19 protein-coding genes and 1 pseudogene are annotated in these 22,334 nt (G+C 65.7%); 10 read left to right on the forward strand and 10 right to left on the reverse strand.

Annotated features, from left to right (window positions below; all coding sequences use genetic code 11):
• Positions 1-41 precede the first annotated feature (41 nt).
• On the forward strand, positions 42-2,723 hold the full coding sequence (locus ASE87_RS16015) for a glycoside hydrolase family 2 protein (RefSeq protein ID WP_157489660.1): 2,682 nt from the start codon (positions 42-44) through the stop codon (positions 2,721-2,723).
• A gap of 21 nt (positions 2,724-2,744) precedes the next feature.
• On the opposite strand, the gene ASE87_RS03300 is transcribed toward ASE87_RS16015, so the two are convergent.
• Positions 2,745-3,494 (reverse strand): CPBP family intramembrane glutamic endopeptidase, encoded by a 750-nt coding sequence (locus tag ASE87_RS03300; RefSeq protein ID WP_056225873.1) that lies wholly within the window; start codon positions 3,492-3,494, stop codon positions 2,745-2,747.
• 159 nt (positions 3,495-3,653) lie between these two features.
• Between ASE87_RS03300 and ASE87_RS03305 the strand changes: the two genes are divergently transcribed.
• From ASE87_RS03305 to ASE87_RS03320, 4 genes are all read left to right on the forward strand, one after another.
• Positions 3,654-5,093 carry a polysaccharide biosynthesis tyrosine autokinase gene (locus ASE87_RS03305; RefSeq protein ID WP_056225876.1) on the forward strand — a complete coding sequence of 480 codons (1,440 nt, stop codon included), beginning with the start codon at positions 3,654-3,656 and terminating at the stop codon, positions 5,091-5,093.
• Positions 5,090-5,701 carry a low molecular weight phosphatase family protein gene (locus tag ASE87_RS03310; protein ID WP_056225879.1) on the forward strand — a complete coding sequence of 204 codons (612 nt, stop codon included), beginning with the start codon at positions 5,090-5,092 and terminating at the stop codon, positions 5,699-5,701. The genes ASE87_RS03305 and ASE87_RS03310 overlap by 4 nt, the downstream gene beginning before the upstream one ends.
• Positions 5,702-5,760: 59 nt before the next feature.
• The gene (locus ASE87_RS03315) at positions 5,761-6,642 is read left to right on the forward strand and encodes a hypothetical protein (protein ID WP_157489661.1); all 882 of its coding nucleotides are present in this window, start codon (positions 5,761-5,763) and stop codon (positions 6,640-6,642) included.
• An 88-nt stretch (positions 6,643-6,730) separates the two neighbouring features.
• Positions 6,731-8,128: a sugar transferase gene (locus ASE87_RS03320; protein ID WP_235472175.1), complete on the forward strand. Its 1,398-nt coding sequence runs from the start codon at positions 6,731-6,733 to the stop codon at positions 8,126-8,128.
• Positions 8,129-8,154: 26 nt separating this feature from the next.
• On the opposite strand, the gene ASE87_RS15700 is transcribed toward ASE87_RS03320, so the two are convergent.
• The 8 genes from ASE87_RS15700 to ASE87_RS15720 form a co-directional block, all read right to left on the reverse strand.
• Positions 8,155-8,874 (reverse strand): SGNH/GDSL hydrolase family protein, encoded by a 720-nt coding sequence (locus ASE87_RS15700; RefSeq protein ID WP_162235852.1) that lies wholly within the window; start codon positions 8,872-8,874, stop codon positions 8,155-8,157.
• 87 nt (positions 8,875-8,961) lie between these two features.
• Positions 8,962-9,957, reverse strand: a complete 996-nt coding sequence (locus ASE87_RS03325) for a hypothetical protein (RefSeq protein WP_157489663.1) — start codon at positions 9,955-9,957, stop codon at positions 8,962-8,964.
• A 352-nt stretch (positions 9,958-10,309) separates the two neighbouring features.
• Entirely contained in the window at positions 10,310-10,864 is a 555-nt protein-coding gene (locus ASE87_RS16890; protein WP_200925437.1) for a DapH/DapD/GlmU-related protein, read from the reverse strand.
• Complete coding sequence (locus tag ASE87_RS16285; RefSeq protein ID WP_162235854.1) at positions 10,807-12,057, reverse strand: hypothetical protein; 1,251 nt, start codon at positions 12,055-12,057, stop codon at positions 10,807-10,809. Before ASE87_RS16285 ends, ASE87_RS16890 begins: the two co-directional genes overlap by 58 nt.
• Positions 12,054-13,277, reverse strand: coding sequence for a glycosyltransferase family 4 protein (locus ASE87_RS03335; RefSeq protein WP_162235855.1), 1,224 nt, complete (start codon positions 13,275-13,277; stop codon positions 12,054-12,056). The genes ASE87_RS16285 and ASE87_RS03335 overlap by 4 nt, the downstream gene beginning before the upstream one ends.
• Before the next feature lie 8 nt (positions 13,278-13,285).
• On the reverse strand, positions 13,286-14,221 hold the full coding sequence (locus ASE87_RS03340) for a glycosyltransferase family 2 protein (RefSeq protein WP_162235856.1): 936 nt from the start codon (positions 14,219-14,221) through the stop codon (positions 13,286-13,288).
• Between the two features lie 20 nt (positions 14,222-14,241).
• Entirely contained in the window at positions 14,242-14,814 is a 573-nt protein-coding gene (locus ASE87_RS16870) for a DapH/DapD/GlmU-related protein (RefSeq protein WP_157489664.1), read from the reverse strand.
• Positions 14,815-14,932: 118 nt separating this feature from the next.
• Entirely contained in the window at positions 14,933-15,823 is an 891-nt protein-coding gene (locus ASE87_RS15720) for a glycosyltransferase family 1 protein (RefSeq protein ID WP_162235857.1), read from the reverse strand.
• A gap of 804 nt (positions 15,824-16,627) precedes the next feature.
• Between ASE87_RS15720 and ASE87_RS03350 the strand changes: the two genes are divergently transcribed.
• Both ASE87_RS03350 and ASE87_RS03355 read left to right on the forward strand, forming a co-directional pair.
• On the forward strand, positions 16,628-18,091 hold the full coding sequence (locus ASE87_RS03350; protein WP_235472176.1) for a DUF4012 domain-containing protein: 1,464 nt from the start codon (positions 16,628-16,630) through the stop codon (positions 18,089-18,091).
• Between the two features lie 65 nt (positions 18,092-18,156).
• Positions 18,157-18,687, forward strand: coding sequence for a hypothetical protein (locus ASE87_RS03355; RefSeq protein ID WP_056225900.1), 531 nt, complete (start codon positions 18,157-18,159; stop codon positions 18,685-18,687).
• A gap of 164 nt (positions 18,688-18,851) precedes the next feature.
• Here ASE87_RS03355 and ASE87_RS03360 read toward each other — a convergent pair whose 3' ends face one another.
• On the reverse strand, positions 18,852-19,766 hold the full coding sequence (locus tag ASE87_RS03360) for a VanZ family protein (protein WP_056225903.1): 915 nt from the start codon (positions 19,764-19,766) through the stop codon (positions 18,852-18,854).
• Between the two features lie 129 nt (positions 19,767-19,895).
• On the opposite strand from ASE87_RS03360, the gene fdhA reads away from it, so the two are divergent.
• The 3 genes and pseudogenes from fdhA to ASE87_RS16585 form a co-directional block, all read left to right on the forward strand.
• Positions 19,896-21,116: a formaldehyde dehydrogenase, glutathione-independent gene (gene fdhA, locus ASE87_RS03365; RefSeq protein ID WP_043593702.1), complete on the forward strand. Its 1,221-nt coding sequence runs from the start codon at positions 19,896-19,898 to the stop codon at positions 21,114-21,116.
• A gap of 176 nt (positions 21,117-21,292) precedes the next feature.
• Positions 21,293-21,949 (forward strand): hypothetical protein, encoded by a 657-nt coding sequence (locus ASE87_RS03370; protein ID WP_157489666.1) that lies wholly within the window; start codon positions 21,293-21,295, stop codon positions 21,947-21,949.
• Positions 21,950-22,039: 90 nt separating this feature from the next.
• Positions 22,040-22,334, forward strand: a pseudogene (locus ASE87_RS16585) (MFS transporter); the annotation flags it as partial.

Raw genomic sequence — 22,334 nt, forward strand, 5'->3', positions numbered from 1 at the left:
CCCTGCCACCACCACCCCCTCACTCGATCGCTGGGAGCGACATGAGCACCACCGAGACCACCCCAACCACCACCACCACCACCACCGGCACCACGACCCGCGCGACGCACCGCACCGCCCGCACCCTGCACACCGGCTGGAGCCTGCGCAGCACCGCCGGCCCCGTGCCTCCCGAGATCGCGGCCGTCGACGTGCCCGCCACCGTCCCGGGCACGGTGCACACCGACCTGCTGGCGGCCGGCCTGATCGTCGACCCCTACCTCGACGCGAACGAGCACCTGCTCGCCTGGATCGGGCAGGCCGACTGGTCGTACACGTCGTCCTTCGACTGGCAGCCCGACGGGCACGACCGCCACGAGCTGGTGTTCGCGGGCCTCGACACGGTGGCCACCGTGCTGCTCAACGGCGAGGTGGTGGCCGAGACGCGCAACCAGCACCGCACCTACCGGGTCGCGGTCGACGGCCGGCTGCGCGAGGGGTCGAACGACCTCGAGGTGCGGTTCGGCTCGCCGGTGGCCTATGCCGACGCGCAGAGCCTGGCGCTCGGCTACCGACCGCACGTGAACCACCACCCCTACAACGCGATCCGCAAGATGGCGTGCAGCTTCGGCTGGGACTGGGGTCTCGACACGGCGACCTCGGGCATCTGGAAGCCCGTGACGCTCGAGTCGTGGTCGTCGGTCCGGCTGGCGGCGGTGCGACCGGTCGTCACGGTCGACGGGGCGCGGGGCGTCGTCGACGTGCACGTCGACCTCGAGCGCGCCGGGGCGGACGCTGGGCCGGTGACGGTCCGGGCGACCGTCGGCGACGTCACGCAGGAGGCGCGGGTCGAGCCGGGCGCGGACTCCACCGTCCTGCAGGTGGTCGTCGACGACCCCGAGCTCTGGTGGCCGCGCGGTCACGGCGGGCAGCCGCTCTCCGACGTGAGGGTCTCGGTGACCGGGGGAGCGGGCCGGGACGCCAGCCGCGCCTCCTCGGGGGGCGACGGCGACGGGGTCGACGCGACCCGCGCCTCCTCGGGTGTCGACGCGCCGGGCGCCGAAGCGCCGGCCGGCGGGGGCTCGACGGACGACGTGCTCGACGAGTGGTCGTCGCGGATCGGGTTCCGGACCGTCGAGGTGCAGGTCGACCCCGACGACATCGGCACGAGCTTCACGGTCGTCGTGAACGGGGAGCCGCTGTGGATCAAGGGGGCGAACTGGATCCCCGACGACGCGTTCCCGCACCGCATCGGGCGCGACCGCTACCGGGAGCGCATCGAGCAGGCCGAGTTCGGCAACGTGAACCTGCTGCGGGTGTGGGGTGGCGGCATCTTCGAGTCCGACGACTTCTACGAGTTGTGCGACGAGCGGGGCATGCTCACCTGGCAGGACTTCCTGTTCGCCTGTGCCGCCTACGCGGAGGAGGACCCGCTGCGCGGCGAGGTAGAGGCCGAGGTGCGTGACAACGTGACGCGGCTGATGACGCACCCGAGCCTGGTGCTCTGGACGGGCAACAACGAGAACATCTGGGGTCACGACGAGTGGGGTTGGGAGCGTCGGCTCGACGGGGCGACCTGGGGGCTGGGCTACTACCTCGACCTGCTGCCGGCGTTGGTGGGCGAGCTCGACCCGGGGCGTCCGTACGCGGCGGGCAGCCCCTGGTCGGGCAGCCTCGACGTGGCGCAGAGCGACCCCGACCACGGGTCGGTGCACCTGTGGGAGCAGTGGAACCGCAAGGACTACCCGACCTACCGTGACGTGGTGCCGCGCTTCGTGGCCGAGTTCGGCTGGCAGGGGCCCCCGACCTGGTCGGCGATGACGCGGGCGATCCACGACGAGCCGCTCACCCCCGAGTCGCCGGGCATGATCGTGCACCAGAAGGCGATGCAGGGCAACGACAAGCTGACCGACGGGCTGCTGGCGCACTACCCGCTGCCGAACGAGATCGAGGCGTGGCACTGGGCGATGCAGTTGAACCAGGCGAATGCGGTGCAGGTGGCGCTCGAGCACTTCCGGTCGCACGCGCCGCGGTGCAGGGGGGCCGTGGTGTGGCAGATCAACGACTGCTGGCCGGTGACGTCGTGGGCCGCGGTCGACGGCGACGGGCAGCGCAAGCCGCTGCTCTACGCGATGCGGCACGCGTTCGCCGACCGGCTCGTGACGATCCAGCCCCGCGACGGCAGTCTCGCGGCCGTGGTGGTCAACGACACCGAGGAGGCGCTGGTCGGCCCGCTCACGCTGCGGCGCGTCGCGTACGACGGTCGCGTCCTCGCTTCGGAGCAGGTGTCGCTCACGGTGGCGGCCCGCGACACGGCGACCGTGCCGGTGCCCTCGACGGTGGCGGAGTTCGGGGCGCCCGAGTCGGAGCTGCTCGTCGCGTCGGTGGACGGGGTGGCGCGCGGGCTGTGGTTCCCGGTCGAGCCGCGGGACTCGGCGCTCGCCGCGGCGGCGTTGACGACGTCGGTGACGGCGCTGGCCGCGGGGGCGGATGCGGGCGTGGCCGGGGGCGTGGGCGTGGCGGCGGGCGCGGGCTACCGGGTCGAGGTGACGGCGGGTTCGCTCGTGCGCGACCTGGCGCTGCTCGTCGACAAGGTCGACCCCGCCGCGACGGTGGACGAGATGCTCGTGACCCTGCTGCCGGGCGAGACGGCCGTGTTCACGGTGGCCTCCGACGTGGCCGGTGTGGGCGAGGAGCTCGTCTCGGCGCGGGTGCTGCGCACGGCGAACGAGCTGGTCGGGTGAGGCGGTGCGACCTGGTCGGCGTCAGGCCGGCCAGGTCGCCCAGACCGCGACGCCGTTGAAGACGACGTGGGCGACGATCGCGCCGCCGAGGCGTCCGGTCACGCTCGCGAGGGTGCCGACGATCAGGCCGAAGACGAAGGTGCTGACGACGATGATCGTGGCCGTCGTCGGCGCGACGTTCAGCCCGACGGCGACGTGCAGCACGGCGAAGAGCGCGGCCGACACGATGACCGCGCTCGTGGTCGCGAGGACCCGCAGGAGGCGCGTGTCACCCGTCAGCGCCCGGTCCAGTGACCGCAGGAGCAGCCCCCGGAAGAAGACCTCCTCGACGAGGGGAGCGACGAGCACCGGGGCCAGGATCAGCACGACCGACGTCGCCAGGTCGGGGCCGCCGTCGAGGGTGGGCTGAGGCGCCAGCCCCGTGTCGCCGGTCGACACGAGGTTGAGGCCGGCGTCGAGCCCCCGGGCACCCATGCCGGCGGCGAGACCCCAGACGAGGTCCGTCCACCGGAACGAGAGACCGAGCATGCGTCGCGCGCCGCCTCGGCCGAGCCCGGCGCAGGCCACGACGACGGCGATGAGCAGCGGCACCCACACGACGACGTAGCTCGCCGCGGTGCCGAGCCACGGGGGGATCGAAGGGGTCCGAGCGACGAGGTCGCCCACGATGCGCGCACCCACCACGACGGCCCCCAGCGCGAGCGCCGCGTAGGCGAGGTCCCAGCGCGCGGATCGGGGTGCCGGACGGTCGTCGATGGGCTGCCCGGTCATGGGCCCACGCTAGGGCAGGCAGGGCGCCCGCGAGGTCGCCCACCCCCGAACGGGGGCAGTTGGTCGCGGCGGCGCGTTCGAGACGTCCTCATGTGGGACGATGGCCGGGATGTACCCCGGATCAGGGCGGGTGCAACATCGAGCAAGGGGAACCCAGCCGTGGAGCTTCGCGACTACATCACCGTCCTCCGCAAAGGGTGGGCCTTCATCGTCGTTATGGTGCTTGTCGGCGTGGGGCTAGGCGCTGCCTATGCCCTAATAAAGGCGCCGGACTATCAGGCGTCAGCTCAGGTGTTCGTGTCGACCCAGACGAGTGGCAGCGTGGCCGATCTGAATCAAGGCAACACGTTCACTCAGCAACGCGTGAAAACGTACGCGAGCCTCGTGACCACTCCAATCGTTCTGCTTCCAGTGATCTCTTCTCTAGGACTAAACATCACCGCCGAGGAACTGGCGGAAGATATTTCGGCCAGCGCTCCGTTGGATACGACCCTCATAGAGATCAATGCGCGGTCGAGGGACGCCGTTATGGCAGCCAACATAGCCAATGCCACCTCCCAGAGCTTGACCAACGCTGTAGAGCAGATCGAGTCGACCGGTGACGGGAGCGGTTCGCAGGTGAAGTTGACGCGCGTGCAGGAGGCTCAGGTGCCTGTGCAGCCGGTGAGTCCCAACGTGCCGCTGAACCTCGCCTTGGGCCTCCTGGTGGGCCTGACGATCGGGATCGGCATCGCCGTCCTCCGTCACGTCCTCGACAACCGCGTCCGCAACGAGGCCGACGTCGAGCGCATCAGTTCGGCGCCCGTCGTCGGCGGCATCGCGTTCGACCCGAAGGCGCAGTCGCGACCGCTCATCGTGCAGGCCGACCCCCGCAGCCCGCGCGCCGAGTCGTTCCGCACTCTGCGGACCAACTTGCAGTTCCTCGACCTCGGTGGCCGCGCCCGCACGTTCGTCATGACGTCGTCGGTGCAGAGCGAGGGCAAGAGCACGACGGTGGCCAACCTGGCCATCGCGCTCGACAGCGCCGGCGCCAGGGTCATCGTGATCGACGCCGACCTGCGTCGCCCGAAGCTCGGCCAGTACATGGGGCTCGACGACGCAGCCGGTCTCACCGACCTTCTCATCGGTCGCGCCGAGCTGGCGGACGTCGCCCAGCCGTGGGGTCGCGGCCAACTTCACGTGCTCCCGGCCGGGCAGATCCCGCCGAACCCCAGCGAACTGCTCGGTTCACGCGCCATGGCCGACTTGATCCGCGAGCTCGAGACGCGCTTCGACTACGTGCTCTTCGACGCCCCGCCGTTGCTGCCGGTGACGGACGCCGCCATCCTCTCGAAGAGTGCGAGCGGGGCGATCGTCGTCGTGTCGGCCGGCAAGACGCACAAGAACCAGCTCGCCGGGGCCGTCAGCGCCCTCGAGAGCGTGGGTGCTCCGATCGCCGGGTTCGTCATGACGATGATGCCGACCAAGGGCCCCGACGCTTATGGCTACGGGCGTTACGGGGGAGCGTACGGCTACGGTATCGACGACGATGGCGACACGAAAGCGGAGAAGAAGGAACGCATCCGCGTCGGCAGCGCCGCTCGCAAGGCTGCGAAGTGACCTCGACCCGCCCGTTCACGATCCTCGTCGTCTGCACGGGCAACATTTGCCGTTCGCCCCTGGCCGAGCAGCTCCTGTCCGCCCGACTCCTGGGTTCGGCCACGCCGTTCGTCGTGACGAGTGCGGGGACGATGGCGCAGGATGGGGCGTCGATGGACGATCTCGCCGCCGAGCAGTCGCGGCGTCACGGTGGCGTGCCAGACGGGCACGAGGCGACCTACTTGACCGAGAAACTGGCCGAAAGCGCCGACCTCGTGCTGACCGCCTCACGCGAGCACCGGTCCGCCGTGGTCCGCCTGTCTCCGCGGGCGACTCGGCGGACGTTCACGCTGCGACAGTTCGCGAGGCTCGCCGATTCACTCGGTCTTGCGGAACTCGAGATGGCCGGGGACACCGCAGAGGTGGTCCGCTTGGTCGCTGGACAGCGTGGCATGATCCCTCCTGCGACCGACCCGGACGCCGAGGACGTCGTCGACCCGTATCGTCGATCGGTCGACGTCCACGAGCGAGCAGCCACGGACGTCGACGACGCTGTCACCTCGATCGTGGCAGCTCTCCGGGCACCTGATCGTCGCCTCTCGGACGCCGGCGGAGGACCGGCCGCATGAGGTCGGCGGGGGAGGGCATGCGGGGCGGTCGCGGGGTGTGGTGGTTCGCCTTGCTCGGCGTGCTGGTTCTCGTCGACGTCGGGCTCATCGCCGCCGCCGTCTCGTCGACGCAACCTCGGGCCCAGGCCGAGGCCGGACCGATCCCGACCTTCTCGCATGAGCCAGGCGAGGCCGTCGCCACCCCCTCGCCGTCCGAGACGCCCACTCCGACTGCCTCGTCGTCTGCTCTTGCACGCGACGACGCCCCGCAGGTGTTCCTGTCGGCCGTAAGCGTGACCGAAGCCTGGCGCGCGACGAGCGGCGATTGCGAGGGAACGCCGGCTCGTGTCGAGCGGACCGCCGACGGAGGAGCGACTTGGGACGTGGTCACCATGCCGTTCGACCTGCGGACCGTCGTGGCCTTGAGCGCAGGGTCGGAGCGTACCTCTGTGTATGGAGGAGTGGGTGACAGTTGCGCACTCCAATACTGGTCGTCGTTCACGGGCGGTGAGTTCTGGAAGGAGTACCCATCGGACTCCACCGGGGTGGCCTACGTCGACCAGACGACGGTGTGGCTGTCCGACGGCAGCGTTCCCGCCCCTTGTGATTCGCCCACGCGGGTCCTCTCGCAGGGATCGAACACGATCGTCGTCTGCCCCGGCATCCTCGAGGCTAGGAACGGGACTGGTGATTGGCTGGCGATCGCTGTACCCGGTCTCCAGGACGTGGCCGCTTCGGACACGGGCTATCTCCTGGCTGTCGGGGGTGAAGACGGATGCGACGGCATCGCCGTGCGGTCCGTCGCCACTCCCGTCACGGCTGGCAGCGCACCTGACCCCCTCGGATGTGCTGCAAGCGCGGAGTCGGTCGACGGTGTCGCCCTCGCTCGCTCTGGTGAGACCGTGTGGCTGCTCGCTGGCGGTAAGTCGTTCGTCTCGGTGGATGAGGGACGAACGTGGTGACTGACAGATGAGCACATCCCCGAGCACCCGTGAGATCCGGCAAGCCAGTTCCACGGTGGGTTGGAGTAAGGCATATTCGCGACGCTTGATGGTCACGGATCTGCTCGTCTTGATCTGGGTCGTGTTCGGAGTGCAGATCGCCTGGTTCGGCATCGACACGGCGAACGTCGCCTTCCGCGGCGACCTGCGGGACGTGGCGGTTAATTACACGGTGATCAGCATCATCTTGATCGTCGTTTGGCTCGGTGTCCTGGGGCTTTACGGCTCGCGAGCGGATCGTGTCGTGGGAACGGGTAGTAACGAGTACAAATTGATCGTCGACGTCAGTCTTCGGGTTTTCGGCGTCTTCGCGATCGCGGCCTTTCTCTTCCACGTGGATCTGGCTCGCGGCTACATTTTGATGGCATTCCCGCTGGGGACGCTCGTTTTGCTCTTGTCTCGGTGGTTGTGGCGGCAGTGGCTCATCGTCCAGAGGGGCCAGGGTAGGTTCTCGGCCCAGGTCCTCCTTGTCGGCAGCCAGAACACCGTCGAACACTTCGCCAGGCAGCTCGCTCTGCAACCCTCAGCGGGTTACAGGGTCGTCGGGGCCTGCTTGCATGATCCGGCGAGTGCGACCGTTGCTGGTGATCTTGAGGTACCCGTCTACGGTGATTTCGACGCTCTCGCTCTCGCTCTCGTCAGGAGCAAGGCCGACACGGTCGTCATCACGAGTTCGGATCATCTCTCTCCGGAGCGAGTCATGGAACTCAGCTGGAGCCTTGAGCCCGGAGGTCAGCACCTGGTCGTCGCGCCAAGCCTGTCCGGCATCGGGGGCCCGCGAATCCACACCAGACCAGTCGTGGGTTTCCCGCTGATCCACGTCGAGACTCCTACTTATTCCGGGCAGAAGCTCTTCGCCAAGCGGTTCTTCGATGCGCTTGCAGGATCACTCATGGTCGTCGCCGCGTCGCCCATCCTCCTCGTGATCGCTCTGCTCGTGAAAGTAAGCTCACCGGGGCCTGTCTTTTTCTTGCAAGACCGAGTCGGTCTGAACGGCAAGCCATTCCGAATGATCAAGTTCCGATCGATGGTCGTCGACGCCGAAGAGAGACTCGGCGGCCTCTCGTCTGACCGCAACACGGGCAACTCGATGCTCTTCAAGTTGAAGGATGACCCTAGGGTGACGAGGATCGGGGGTTTGCTACGTCGATTCAGCCTGGATGAGCTTCCGCAACTCATCAATGTTGTAAGAGGGGATATGGCCTTAGTCGGGCCACGCCCACCGCTAGCCCGCGAAGTAGAGAACTATGCCCGTCATGTCCATCGCCGCTTTTTAGTGAAACCTGGCATAACCGGGCTCTGGCAAACGAGCGGGCGCTCAAATCTTTCATGGGAAGACAGCGTGCGTCTGGACCTCTTCTACGTTGAGAATTGGTCCATGACCGGGGACCTCATTATTCTATGGCGGACTTTGCGGGCAGTTCTCTCCCGCGAAGGTGCCTATTGATTGAGGCGGCAGTTGCGTCCGCTAAATCAGGGGAAGGGTGACGGCGACAGGGCTTCCAAGCTTGCCTCGAGGGACGTCGCAAACTCCGCGTGCCCTGTGGCTGTGAGGTGTTCCTGGTCCGGCCCGAATTCGAGGGGCCAGTGCAGGGCTGATATGTACGCAATATCGAGATCAGCGCACTCCTTCCGGAGAATGTCGTCGACACGGTCCTCACCTTGACGAGCCGGCGTATCGGGCGGACCGATAACGAAGACTCTTGGCACGACGCGAACGGTGTTCAAAAGATCCCGTGTCTCAGATGTCAATTCCTCATCACTCGCATCTACATCGTTCAACCCGCCCTGAATCATGAGTGAATCCGGCAGGCTGAGGAGGGCTGAACTGATTCGAGCTTCGTACCTACCGTTGCCGCAGAAGCCTGGGTTGACGATGCCCGTGCCGCTTTCGGCGAAGACGTTCAGGCTGAGTCCAGTGTCTCCAGAGAAGTCATTGACCCAAGCCTCATCGCGGTTCGATAGATGGTCTCCTGCCGAGTACGAGTCACCGATCACCGCGATACCCGAGGCTTTTCCGCGAGTGTGGACCGAGCCCCCAGTTGATCGCTCGTAGGCGCCGACAGATTCACATGCGGCGGCCTGGACAGCCACGTGATGTCGATGGTGGACGATGGCGGCTATGCCAGTTGCAAGGGAAAGGGTGCCTGCGATTACGACGAAAGCGGCCTTGCGCGGGGTTCGGGTGTTCAAACGTTTTCCTATGTCATCGGGTCGACCGTAACCGTACCTTGGGGCCCCGTCGGAGAGCCGCGGCAGACACGATTTAGTTTCGTGAACTCATGAGGCGAGGGCTGGACTTTCCAGGGGCGCAGCATCTTCGGGACGCGTCCGTCGCCTTTCGTCGTTCGCGTGAGCCGCCAGGAAGGCAGCGATAACGAGCCCGAAGATGAGACGATCGGAATTGCCCATGGGGCTGAAGACGAGGTCCCACAAGGCTACGAGAATGGCGAGGACGAAGGCGCCACCCAGTGCGCCACCTTGTCTGACCGCGTGAGGCAGCGACAGACCCAGCAAGAGCAGACAGGCGACTACAAACACCAATCCACCGATCCCGAAGTGATACCAGAGGTCTACGGTCATCGAGTGTAGATCGACACGGTCACCGAACACGCTGACGGTGAAGTAATCGGAAGTGACATCACCCCCCGCAATTCTGACGCGGGCTATCGCGTCTCGGGCTACGCCACTGTTAGTGATCTCACCGATCCCGAAGCCGAAGGGGTTGACGGAGAAAAGGTGTAGGGACCCCGCCCACTCAGTTCTGCCCGATTCGATCAATGACCGACCGTTGGCCGTCTGCGCAAGGGTCCGCATTTGGACGCCGGCCCCTAACAATCCAGACTTCATGGCCCATACTGCGGCTTGAGACGCCAGAGCAACGACCCCAGCTAGTGCCAGGGACCAGGCCACGGGATGGACACGCATGCGGTCAGCCATGCGCGAACCGCGGAGCGTACAGATCAAGCTGATGAGTGCGATGAGCGTGAGGAACCTCGCGTCGGCAACCGTGCTCAAGGCTGCCGAGGCCACAAGAACGAGTCGGGCCGCATTGACAGGTAGACGACTCACCACTGCCAGGGCAAGAGCCGTCGCGTAGACCCCCAAGCTCCCCTTCCAGCCCAGGGGAACTTCAGTGGCGATCGTTCCGATGATGCCACCCGTGGCCAACAACGCCACTGCGGTGGATACCCGCAGGCGTCGTAGTCCCCACACGCCTAGGGCAACTGCGACCGGGATGGCGATCAACCACGCGACCATCGTGGCGATCGTCACCGGCAAACCTCGGGTCCCGAAGTCGCTCGTGGTCGCCAAAAGCGTAAGAAATCCGGACGTGATGGCGATGATCGTACTTGCGACGAAGAACGTCAGACGGCGAAGACGCGGGAGCGCTGCACCTATGACGGGTAGGAGGAACAGTCCGATCACCAAGGTGGGCGCGGGGAAAAGGCTCAGTCCAGGGACCTTGATTAACAGAGTGATCGAAATGGCTACTGCGGCGAACGTCTCGAGCCGAGACCGTACGGGGATGGATCGGAACTGCCCTGCGGACCCCCGAGCCGTAGGAGACGTCGTCGTCCTCTTACGGTTGGTCGTTTGAAGCCGCATTGCTCCCGACGCATTCTTGTCAATCAAGGGGAACCCCCATAGGGCGGGCAGGCGAACCCGCGAGCTTGGAGTTCGGAGGGTAGCTCTTCGTGACCACCGAACCTGCTCCGACGACAGAGCCACGACCCAAAGTGACTCCGGGAAGTATCGTCACATTGGCACCAATCCAACAACCGTCTTCGATGGTCACGGGCATGCTGACCGACTCGTCGGCCCTGCGCGCTGATGAACCGAGCTTGTGCGTTCCCGTGATGACCATGGTCCTCATTCCCAGACTCACGTTGGCCCCGATTCTTACTTGGGCCGCACCGTCTATAAAGCAGCCCGAATTCAGGAACGTACCTGCCCCTACGAAGACCTGGCGACTTCCAAGAAAGACTCCCGGAGCGATGTAGGAACGCTGAACAGGGAGCCCGATGAAGTTGTAGAGGCGCCATCGCCATCGTGTCGGCACGATGGACGACGAAAATAAGCCGTTCAGGACGACATCGCGAGCTATGCGTCGAATCTCGTGTTTCATCGAGTCTCCAGCGGGTGAGTGGGCGCGGCCCGTCGAGCGTTCAGGAAAATCCATCCTGTCGCTACGGCCTTGATGACAAAACCTGCACACAATGCGAACGTCAAGCCAGACGTGCCGAACGATAACGTGGCAATCAATTGCACGAGCAGGTCGACGGACACGAGAAGCAGTCGGATGCGGTGCGGTGTCCGCGGGTGTGACCTGAGTCGCAGATCGAGCAGGCCTGCGTCGAGCATGAATGCCCCGAGCATCGAGGCTCCGACGGGGATGAGGAAGGGTAAGACGTTCTCGAACGTCGTGCCTTCCCATACAGAGAATCCGAGCACGGCCCCGATTGCACCGGACACCACGACGCCCGTCGTCCCTGCCGACATCCACAACCGCATCACACGGCGCTTACTCGACGGTTGGCCGTCCTCTGGCTCGACCATTCGGGTCAGCAGCAAGGGGGTCAGTCCCTGAATCAGGCTGAATACCGGCGCGAACACGATCGAGTACGCGAGCCGGATGCCAGCCGTGTCGGCAGGCGCACTGACCAAGAAGAGGATGAGAATGCCCAACTGGCTCGCGAGAGCTGCGTAGAGCGACTCGGCGGCGAGCCTGGTCTGTACTCCGATCATGAGCCCGGTTACTCCGCGCCCGGGAGCGCCTCGAGACGCGATCCAGGCCACGAAGGCTGCTGCCGTCAGCCCCACAGACCATACGAGTAGAACCGACGCCTCCTGCGACGAAAGCGTCACGATGAGAACGATCAAGGCGGCCAGCAGATAGACGGCTGCCGGTGAGAGTGCTCGGACGTAGCGCCCCTGCATCGTCAGACCGTAATGCGGTGTGTCAGCGAGGACGATGAGGCCGGCGACAACGGGAATGAGACCCGTTGCGCCGCCGGCGCCCAGATGTATCCAGACGAGGGCAGATGCGGTGGCGACGACTGCGCCGGCCCCGGACGAGACCGCGATCGTAGCCAACGATGTCGAGGCCGATGCCGACAGGGACAACTTGGCACCAGCGATGACTCGGCCGTCGATGGCGAAGGCCCGAACGCACGCGGCTACGATGACGCCCGTCGACGTGGCGACGGTGAGCGCCGCGAACTCTTCTGTGCTGAGCGTCGACGCCGCATGGAGGTTAAACAGGAAGAACGCTAGAGACCACATGCCCTGGTCGGCGAGTCGTTGAACGAGAACAGCGGCACGTTTAGGGCGATTTTGGCCCGGCGGGACGACGCTCGCTGTGTTTCTTCTCATTCGTGGCCCTCGCGCGCTCGAGCTAGCAGATACCGCTCGAACTCCCCGTACCGGTCGGCGAACCACACCTGTGAAGCGCGCCGAGGCAGTTCGAGGGCATCGATGATGGCCGTCGCCACGAGTCCGCTCCGGTCGTGTTGCGCCGCATCGATGAGAATTCCGCTTCCCTGGGCGAAGTCCAAGACGGCTGCGCCACCGGTACCCGCGAAGCAGACCACGGGGGTGCCGATCGCCGTGGCTTCGCCTACGACGCCCGAGGCTCCTTCCCGTGTCGAGGGATGGATGACGACGTCGGCACAAGCCATCTCGTCCAGCACGACGGTTCTGGGCACCTGGCCGAGGAACGTGACGCGCTCGGCCACGCCCAGGTCTCGGGCTACGTCGGATAGGTAGTTCTCACCGCCGAGGGTCTTGCCGATGATCCGCAACTCTGCCCGCTTCAGACGTGGATCTTTCAGGGCCGCGATGGCCACTTCGAACCGTTTCAGGGTGATGAGATTGCCGACGCAGAGCAACGTGGGTGCGCCTTCGGTGCGTGACTTCGCGGCATCCCGCGATGCACTGCTTTGGATGTGCGCCAAAAGGTCCTCGGTGAGCCGAGTGTTGGGGAACACGGCGGCCTGCGAGCCCTGCCTTTCCAGCCGCTCCGCGAGGTTATTCGACGTCGTCAGGGTCAGATCGACTCGCCGGGCGTGTTGTCTGGCGAGCAACGCACTAGCGCCGTCACGAATGCGCTGGATCATGTATTGCCGACGCCACTGCGGATGTCTCGGTTCGACGAGGTAGGCGCGAGCCTCGCCCGAGGAACCCACGGGCCCCCACACCCGAAACGTTGCACCCGTCAGGGCACTGATCGGGGTGGGAAGCAGCTCACTCGCGAATGTGACGTGCCGTGCCAAAAGGACACCGTCGAACGACTCGGACGTGAGGATGCGTCTTACCTGTCGACACCACACGAGGTATTCGATGCGCGTGAGACGGGGGTTTTCGAGGAATCTGAGGACCGACGGCAGCGCAACAGGGCGAATCTCGAGCTTCACGCTCTGGAGTCCCTCAGCAGCGAGACGCCGTCTTGTGGCGATCGCCGAACGGGCGTTCATGAACACGATCAACTCGAGATCATTGCTCTCAACGATCTTGAGCCATGTCTTCAGGTATTCCCAGCCGATCGTCGGTTCGCTCGGCAGATCAGGGTCGCAGGCGAAAGCCGAGATGATCACCGAGCGCCTCACGATGAGCTGACCTTCATCGGTGAGCGGAGGAGGGCCACCGCGTAGTGGAAAAAGCGTCGAGCATCGTCGCGTCGAGCGGGCGACTTGCTTCGCAGTGAAGCGAGTCGAAAGGCGGCTCCGCGTGAGAAGAGTCCCAGGCTCACGACCGCAGTCCATGCTGCTGGCTGCCAGGTGCCTCTGGCCAATTCGGTCGTATAAAAGTCACGCAGATTGATGATCCAGGCTGCGTTGTATTTGAACGACGATGTGGAATCACTCTGCCCGACGAGGTGATCCGCGTGAGTCTGCGTGTCGAGGATGACCCGTGCCCCGAGTTGCTGAACACGGTGGCAGAAGTCGATGTCTTCCGCGTACATGAACCACCGTTCGCTGAGGCCACCAGTGCGCTCCCACGTTTCTCGAGTGAAGAGCATGCACGCGCCCGTCACCCAGTCGACATCCATGAGACCAGAACTCAATTGATCCTTGAATAGGTAGTGGCCCCTGCTCCACGGGTATCTCTTTCCCAGACGCGACAGTCCGGAATAGTGGAACCCCATCCGCTTGATGGTCGGCATCAACCCCGCCGGCACGACTCGCTGCGGAGAACCTGGGTTGTTCAGAAGTGGCGCGACGAGGCCTGCATTTTCGGTCTCGAGGTCGCTCACGAGCGACTCGACAGCACTCGGCGTTATCGCTGCGTCCGGATTGAGGAGCATGACGATGTCGTGACGGGCTCGACGAACGCCTTCGTTGACGGCCTTGGCGAAGCCGACATTGGAGGGCATGAGCACGACGGTCGCATCGGGAAACTCCTCTCTGATGAACTCAGCTGTTCCGTCAGCCGACGCGTTGTCCACGACGACGAGTTCCACGGCGGGATTTTTGGACAAGGGGGCAAGCGCTTCGCCGACGATCGAACGGCTGTTGAACGTGACGACCACAACGCTCACTGGCCGAGGGCCCTCGACCTTCAAGGTGTCTCTCCGCCCTGGCGCTGCGAAATGAGTCGAGCAGGTACCCCTCCGACAACGGACATGCTCGCCACATCTTTCGTGACAACCGCACCGGCACCGATAATCGCTCCGTCACCGATCGTGACTCCCATGAGGATCTTTGCCCCGGCTCCGATCCAGCAGTTGTCACCGATCACCACCGGTGCCCGGACATGACCTTGATCGCGAATAGGGACGATGGAGTCATCGATGGAGTGGTTCTCGCTCACGATGACGACGTACGGACCGAGAAGGCAGTGCGTCCCGATGGTGACGCCGCCCTGTCCCCAGATGACGTTGAAGGCCCCAATGGCGGTCCAAGCCCCGACTCGAACATGCTCTCCGGGTTCGGAAATGACGCCCGTGGCAGCGATCATGGCATCGCGGCCGATTGATACGTGGTCACCTAAGGAGACCCCGGAACGACCAAACGCATCGATCGCGACCCCATCACCGACTTGAATCCCCTTACCAAGAGTGAGGTATCGCCGGTTCCTGAGGCGAACGTTGCGACCTCGGAAGAAGAAGGCGGGGCGTGTGAACGGGTTCATCAGCCTTCCTCTCGCGGCTTCAACTCCCTTGACGAACACGAACTCCGTGAGAACGCTAGATGGGAGATTCGGGGGCAGTGACCGACCCCGGAGCCTGCGATAAGCCCGTTGGGCGAAGCTATTCATGAAAGGACGCCTCTTCCCGCATGATGGCGAGGACTGAGGACCACGGTCGGAGCCCTGGAGGGGCCGAAGCCCTGTCGTCCGACCCGCTGGTGTGATGCAACCGTTTGATGGAACGCGAGATCTCACCGACATCGAGGGGATCGACATAGGTCGCTGAGCCGCCCAGGACTTCCCGCATGACGGGGATGTCGCTTGCCAAGACCGTCGCCCCGGCGGACAGTGCTTCGAGAGGCGGCAGTCCGTAGCCTTCGTCGAGCGACAAGAAGACCATGAAGCGGCAGTTACCGTACAGCCAGATCAATTGGGCATCCGGAACGAAGCCGAGGAAGACGACGTCACCTCGGCGCTCCGCGGCCAGGATCTCCTCCGTTCGATCATTCATCAGCCCGGACGCTTCGCCGACGATGACGAGCGGGGCCTCCGGAGACAGCGTCCCGGATTCCAGTGCGCCGTGGATCGTTCGCGTCAAGTTCTTACGAATGTTGAGGCGGCCGACGGAGAGTACGAAGCTGCCTGGTGTGAGGTGAGCGACTGCGTCTTGTTCGTCCTCGGTCCGGTCTCGTCCTGGCATTCCCAAACCGGTGGCTACCACGCGCTTCAGGTGTGGGTTGTGTCGCATGATGCGGTTCTTCTCGGTATCGGAAGAGGTGAGAACGCTCTTGGAAAAGCGCGCCGAGAGCGTCATCAATCCGAAGTACAGCCGTTCCTTAAAGCCGAACCACTCGGGATTGGATTGAAAGAGAACGTCGTGAATGAAGACGACACCTTGTGGAGAAGAGCTTGAAAAGTTCTGAGCTAGGACCAGATCGAACGGACCATGGCGCCGTTCCGCTGACCTCAACCCGAACCAGTTGATGAGTGGATGGAAGCGCAGATTCGTCATTACCAATGTGAATCTGTTTGGCGGGGCGACAGTGTCTGACGCCCTACGTTTCGGCATCAATACGAAGACTTCGTCGTTCGGATACTCCTGCGTCCAATGCTCGACGATGGCTCGAACCAAGCCGTGACCCGAGGGTGGTCCTGACTCCAGCCAGTAGCCGTCGAGAAGAATCCTCAAGCCTGTACCCCGTTCCGTTCGGCCTGATGACAGATGCACGAGCCTGATCTCGTCACTGCGTCCGGCGACTGTCCGCGACTCGACGCCGACAAGCCCCCGCCTGATCTCCTGCACAACTGGAGTGTCCAGTAGCGAATGTACACAAAGGTGACGAACACTTCTGACTCTGGTGGTGCACGAATTGATCTGTGTCCCCAGCTGTCTTGGTGAGACCGTCAAGTGTTCATCTCCCATGCAGAGGTCGTAAGACGTCTGCATCCTGTCTGCTTGAATGAGCACATGTCAGGTGATCCCGCGGGGAGACGACTCGCGGGGTCGGGCCGCAAGACGCTGCGCTGGATCGTCCTCGGCTTCGTCATCGTGGTGGTTGGCTCGGTGGCGTGGATTGGCATTCGCGGCTACCTCGCCAGTCAGCACCTCCAGACGGCGGTTGGCCTCGCTGCCGAAGTGCAGGGCAGCCTCACCTCGAATGATGAAGCGACTGTCGGGGCGGCTCGAGAGCTTCAGGCAGAAGTTCGCTCCGCCGTCGACTTGACGAGTGACCCGGTCTGGCGGGTTGCTGAAGTAGTGCCCTTCATCGGGGACGACCTCCGCGCCGTTCGTCAGGTGTCTGGAGTCTTGTCAACCGTGGCTGACGACGCCGTGGTGCCCGTGGCCGAGGTGGCGAGCACGGTGGACGTCGAGTCGTTCAAGCCCGTCGACGGTGCGCTCGACCTGCAGCCCCTCGTCGACGCGCAGCCTGCCGTCGACCGCGCCGCCGACACGCTGACGTCCCAGCTCGAGGTCGCCCAGGCCATCGACACGAGCGGCACCGTGTCACAGGTGACCGACGCGGTCGATCAGCTCGTCGATGTCCTCGGCGGCGCCAGCGCCCAGGTCGACGTCGTGGCTCGCGCGGTCGACCTGGCCCCCGGCATGCTGGGTGCGGACGGCCCACGCGACTATCTCGTCCTGTTCCAGAACAACGCCGAGCTCCGCGCCACGGGCGGCATCCCCGGGGCCGTCGCCTTGCTCCGGGTCGAGGGCGGCAAGATCTCGCTGGTCCAGCAGGCGTCGTCGGGTGACTTCCCCCGAGCGGACGCTCCGGTGCTGCCCTTGCCGGTCGAGACGCAGGGCCTCTACGGCGCCATCACCGGCCAGTACATCCAGGACGTCAACCTCACCCCGCAGTTCCCGCTCAGCGCGCAGCTGGCCCGCGAGATGTGGAAGCAGCAATTCGGCACAGAGGTGGACGGCGTCCTCTCCATCGATCCGGTCGCCCTCAGCTACCTCCTGACGGCCACCGGCCCCGTCACCCTGCCGACCGGCGACGTGCTGACGTCCGACAACGTCGTCTCGACGCTCCTCAGCACCGCCTACTCGCGATACTCCGACCCGACCCAGCAGGACGATTTCTTCGCGGGGGCCGCGGCCACGGTCTTCTCGAGCATCTCCTCGGGCGACCTCGACGCGTCGGCCCTGCTCGCAGGCCTCGCTCGCGCGGGGGAGGAGCGTCGCCTCTACCTGTGGAGCGCCGACGACACCGAGCAGAGCCGCATCGCCGAGACGACCCTGGCCGGCGAACTGCCGACGAGCACAGCCGATCGGCCGACATTCGGCGTCTACTTCAACGACGGCACGGCCTCGAAGATGGACTACTACCTCGGCATCAAGATCTCGATCGGCCAGGCCGTGTGCCGTCAGGACGGCAGGCCCAGCTGGATCGTCGACGTGACCCTGACCAACAACGCCCCGGCCGACGCGGCGACGTCACTGCCCGAGTACGTCACCGGAGGCGGTCAGCTCGGCACACCGGCGGGTGACATCAGCACGAACGTGAGCATCTATGCCCCCAATGCGGGGGTGTTCGTTGCCGCGGCCGAGGACGGCGCCGAAGTCGGGCTGCAGACGGCGTCCGACTCAGGGCTGTCGGTCACCCAGTACCAAAAAAGCCTCTCACCAGGACAATCTTCGACGATGCGTGTCGAGTTTCTCGGTGGAGACACCGTGGCCAAGGCTGGGGTTTCGATTCCCGGCATTGAGTCGACCCCTACTGTTCACGGGACCGAAACACAATCCCTAAAAATTAACTGTGAATCGCGCCTAAGCTGAGCAAGCGTCCAGTTTCCGCAGGGGGAACTAGAAGAGGCGCCAACCAACGTCTCAGGGGATCACACATGAAGAAGTTCGTCGCCACCGCTCTGCTCGTCGTCGTGGGGCTGTTCGCCGTCCCGACCGCTGCCAGCGCCTACGCACCGTCCACCGACGTCACGGTCAGCGGCCGCGTCGTCGCCGGTCAGCCCGTCGCCGTCGGCTTCGCCTCCGGCACCTTCACCCCGGGTGAGACTGTGAGCATCGCCGTCACCGGCGAAGGCCGCGTCACGCTCGCCGCCATCGAGACCGTCACCATCACCAAGGCGGCCACCGCCTCGGGCGCTGCGTCGGTCACCGTCACGCTGCCGGCCAACGCCCGCGGCACCTACTCGCTCACCGCGACCGGCGTCTCGTCGGGCAGCCTGGCCACCTCGGCTCTGACGGTCGTCGCAGCTGACGCCGGCTCCGCTGCCGTCGGTGGCAACGACGGCCTGGCCTTCACCGGCTCGACCGTCCCCACCCTCGTCATCTGGGGTGCCGCCGGCGCCGTCCTGCTCGGCATCGCGCTCATGGTCGTCCTGACCCTGCAGCGTCGCGCGCGCAGCAACGCGTAACACCAGTTCTCACCACGAAGGCCCCGGGCATCAGCCCGGGGCCTTCGCGCGTGCCGGGGGCCTCTCGGATCGAGCGCGGGCCTTCCGCCTAGGTCGACCTGGCCGCTGCCCCGGTCGGGTGGTTGCCGGACCCGTCACGGCCGTCCTCCACGCCATCGGCGCCGTCACGCCCGAGAGGCGGCCCGCCGATGCACCACGTCGAGCACCACGACCCCGACCAGGGCCCCGATGACGGCCCCGGTCGTGTTGGCCAGCACGTCGTCGGCCGAGGCGAAGCGGCCGGGCAAGAAGACCAGCTGGCCGAGCTCGATCGTCGAACTCGCCACGAGGCCGGCCACGGCGCCCCACCACCAGCGGTCAAGGCCGACGAGCAACACGACCACCACGCCCAACGGCACGAACAGGGCGATGTTGGCCGTGAACTCGACCGTCGAGTAGTCCACCCACACCGGCACGCCGATCCCGTGCAGCACGTCGAGCCCGCGCTGCAGTGTCGGACCGAAGCCCTCGTCGACCGGCCGGGCCGTGAGGGCGATCGACGCCAGCACGAGGGCATAGACCACGGCGGCCGCGATCGCCCCCGCCCGCACCCTCCGTTCCGGCGTGCCGACCGGGGTCGGCGACCCGACGACGACCGCCGCACGTGCCACGAGCAGCCCGAGCGCCAGCCCGACCGCAGCCGCCCACAGCAGCGACGCGAGGCGTCCGCCCGTCGCGCCCGCGCCTCCTGAGCTCACCGCGGCGTCCCCGCTCGTCGTGAGCGCCACGACGACGCTGGCGACCAGCACGGCGCCGACGGCGACGGCACCTGCCGTGCCGCGATGACGCCGCGGCGCGGCCAGGGCCACCAGGGGCAGCACCGGCACGACGGCGGCGCTCACGGCCAGGGCCTGGACGAAGCCGTCCGACAGCGTCAGCAGCCCCACCGAGCGGGCCGCACCGACGACCGTCGAGGCCGCCGCCCGGGCGAAGGTCGCGACCAGGGCCACGTCGGTCACGGCCCCGAGGGCGACGACCAGGCAAGTCAGGTACACCGCGAGCACGACGGCCGCGGTGACGCGGCGGCGGCGGGCGGTCATCGCCCCACGCTAGCGGCCCGGCCCCGCACCTGAACGCTCGCTGTGATTCGGTCGCCCCGCCCGACCCGGGCAATAGCCTGCGAGAGATCGGGCACGTCCCGTGCTCGCACGTGATCAAGGAGGATCACCATGGCAACGAATCACGCGGTCGCCTACAAGGGCCCCGGCCAGGTCGAGGTCATCGACGTCGACTACCCGACCTTCGAGCTGAAGGACGGCCCCGGCGTCAACCCGGCCAACGTCGGGCGCAAGGTCAACCACGGCGCGATCCTGCGCACGGTCGCCACCAACATCTGCGGCTCCGACCAGCACATGGTCCGCGGCCGCACCACCGCCCCGACGAACCTCGTCCTCGGCCACGAGATCACCGGCGAGGTCGTCGAGGTCGGCCCCGACGTCGAGTTCATCAAGGTCGGCGACATCGTCTCGGTGCCGTTCAACATCGCCTGTGGTCGCTGCCGCAACTGCAAGGAACGCAAGACCGGCATCTGCCTCAACGTCAACCCCGACCGCCCCGGCAGCGCCTACGGCTACGTCGACATGGGCGGCTGGGTCGGCGGTCAGGCCGAGTACGTGCTCGTGCCCTACGCCGACTGGAACCTCCTGAAGTTCCCCGACGCCGACCAGGCCATGGAGAAGATCCTCGACCTGGCGATGCTCTCCGACATCTTCCCGACCGGCTTCCACGGCGCCGTCACCGCGGGCGTCGAGGTCGGCTCGACCGTCTACGTCGCCGGAGCCGGCCCCGTCGGCCTCGCCGCCGCCACCGGAGCCCTGCTGCTCGGTGCCAGCGTCGTCATCGTCGGCGACATGAACGCCGACCGCCTCGCGCAGGCCCGCAGCTTCGGCTGCGAGACCGTCGACCTGACCAAGGGCGACCCGGCCGACCAGATCGACCAGATCCTGGGGGAGCCCCTCGTCGACTGCGGCATCGACGCGGTCGGCTTCGAGGCCAAGGGGCACGGCGGCGGGTCGGGTGACGAGGCGCCCGCCACGGTGCTGAACTCGCTGATGGACATCACCGCGGCGGGTGGCGCCCTCGGCATCCCGGGGCTCTACGTCACCGGCGACCCGGGCGGAGTCGACGAGGCCGCCCAGAAGGGCTCGCTGTCGCTCAGCCTCGGCACCGGCTGGGCCAAGTCGCTGTCGTTCACCACGGGCCAGTGCCCGGTGATGAAGTACAACCGACAGCTGATGATGGCGATCCTCCACGACCGCACGAGCATCGCGAAGAACGTCCACGCCCAGGCGATCAGCCTCGCGGACGCCCCGCGCGGCTACGCCGAGTTCGACAAGGGCGCCGCCACGAAGTACGTCCTCAACCCGAACGACCTGATCAAGGCGGCCTAGCGCTCGTCGCGCCCGCGCCTCCTCGGCTCTCGGTTCCCCCGACCGACAGAGCCCGGGAGGCGCNNGCCCACCCGGGCCGCCCCGTTCCGCAGCCACCTAGATTGCCTTGACCATCTCTGCGACTCGAATGCGAGACAACAGGCTCGTTTGTCGGTGGTCCATCTCAAACTACCTGTATGAATATCAGGTCAACGAAAGTGCCAGAGCGGGCGCAGCAAGTCGCCGTGTGGTTGTCAGTTGTCGTCCCTGTCTCAGTGGTCTTGGTCTCTTGGACGAATCCTGAGAGTTGGGCTGAGTTTCTTGCCGGGCTGTTCCTCGCTTTCGTCGCCTTCCTGCCCCTATCAGCAGCAGCAGTTGGGTTGCTCGTAACTGCGGTTGTGCCCCCTTTGCCCTTGGTCGCCGATGTGAGCATTCTTGGCAGGCGAGCCATTGGACTCACGAAGTTTGCTTTGGCGACATTGGCACTTTTCAGTACTGCCTTCATTGGGTGGCTCGTGACCGTGTCATATGAGGAAGCGCTAACGAGTGCGGAGGGATTTTCGAACGCGACCGAGAGCCTCGGGCAATTCATTCTCTTCCCCATCGGCGGCGGAGCGATCGTCTTTTGGATGTGGTTGTCCATTGACCTTCTGCGCGTCGGCGGGAAGCGTCGGCGCAACGCCTTGGATGTTCTTGTTCATCGCCGTGGGGCGTTTCTCGGTGTCCAGCGGCGACTCGTGCGCGGCTTACTGCATGAGCTCGTCGGCGGGTGGAAACGCATCGTGACGTCCTTTTACATCGCCCCAGTCATCATCGTCGCATTCGCGCAAGTGGTGACGGTTCGCCTGACGTAAGCAAGCTGCTGTTACCTGCCTAGCCACGGAGAATAGTTTGCAGGGTGGGCAACTTGGTGTTCATGTCCAGGCGTATAACAGAACGATCCCATGAAGAAAACATCCGACAGTCCTGCCCCGACGAGCGCTGACGCGGCTCGCACCCGCTCCGACGAGGAACGCCAGAAGTGGCGCGCGTTCGCCGTCTGCGTCGGCGTCGCCGCCCTGACGATCCTCGACCTGTCGAAGGTCAACGTCGGCCTGCCCAGCATCGAGGCGTCGCTCGGCGCCGGGCCCACCGCCCTGCAGCTGATCGTCGCCGGCTACGCCCTCGCCTTCGGCCTGTCGCTCGTGCCGTCCGGCCGCCTCGGCGACCTCAAATCGCGCCGCATGATGTTCGTCATCG

The sequence above is a fragment of the Frigoribacterium sp. Leaf44 genome, from assembly GCF_001421865.1.
Lineage (GTDB): Bacteria > Actinomycetota > Actinomycetes > Actinomycetales > Microbacteriaceae > Frigoribacterium.

What these genes read in the sequence shown, in the direction of transcription:
- ASE87_RS15720 (WP_162235857.1), bottom strand. Translation starts at nt 15,823, where the DNA reads ATGACGAATCTGCGCTTCCATCCACTCATCAACTGGTTCGGGTTGAGG.
- ASE87_RS03300 (WP_056225873.1), bottom strand. Translation starts at nt 3,494, where the DNA reads ATGACCGGGCAGCCCATCGACGACCGTCCGGCACCCCGATCCGCGCGC.
- ASE87_RS03320 (WP_235472175.1), top strand. Translation starts at nt 6,731, where the DNA reads ATGGTCACGGATCTGCTCGTCTTGATCTGGGTCGTGTTCGGAGTGCAG.
- ASE87_RS03360 (WP_056225903.1), bottom strand. Translation starts at nt 19,766, where the DNA reads ATGACCGCCCGCCGCCGCCGCGTCACCGCGGCCGTCGTGCTCGCGGTG.
- ASE87_RS16870 (WP_157489664.1), bottom strand. Translation starts at nt 14,814, where the DNA reads ATGAACCCGTTCACACGCCCCGCCTTCTTCTTCCGAGGTCGCAACGTT.
- ASE87_RS03370 (WP_157489666.1), top strand. Translation starts at nt 21,293, where the DNA reads ATGAATATCAGGTCAACGAAAGTGCCAGAGCGGGCGCAGCAAGTCGCC.
- ASE87_RS16890 (WP_200925437.1), bottom strand. Translation starts at nt 10,864, where the DNA reads ATGGATTTTCCTGAACGCTCGACGGGCCGCGCCCACTCACCCGCTGGA.
- ASE87_RS03355 (WP_056225900.1), top strand. Translation starts at nt 18,157, where the DNA reads ATGAAGAAGTTCGTCGCCACCGCTCTGCTCGTCGTCGTGGGGCTGTTC.
- ASE87_RS16015 (WP_157489660.1), top strand. Translation starts at nt 42, where the DNA reads ATGAGCACCACCGAGACCACCCCAACCACCACCACCACCACCACCGGC.
- fdhA (WP_043593702.1), top strand. Translation starts at nt 19,896, where the DNA reads ATGGCAACGAATCACGCGGTCGCCTACAAGGGCCCCGGCCAGGTCGAG.
- ASE87_RS16285 (WP_162235854.1), bottom strand. Translation starts at nt 12,057, where the DNA reads ATGAGAAGAAACACAGCGAGCGTCGTCCCGCCGGGCCAAAATCGCCCT.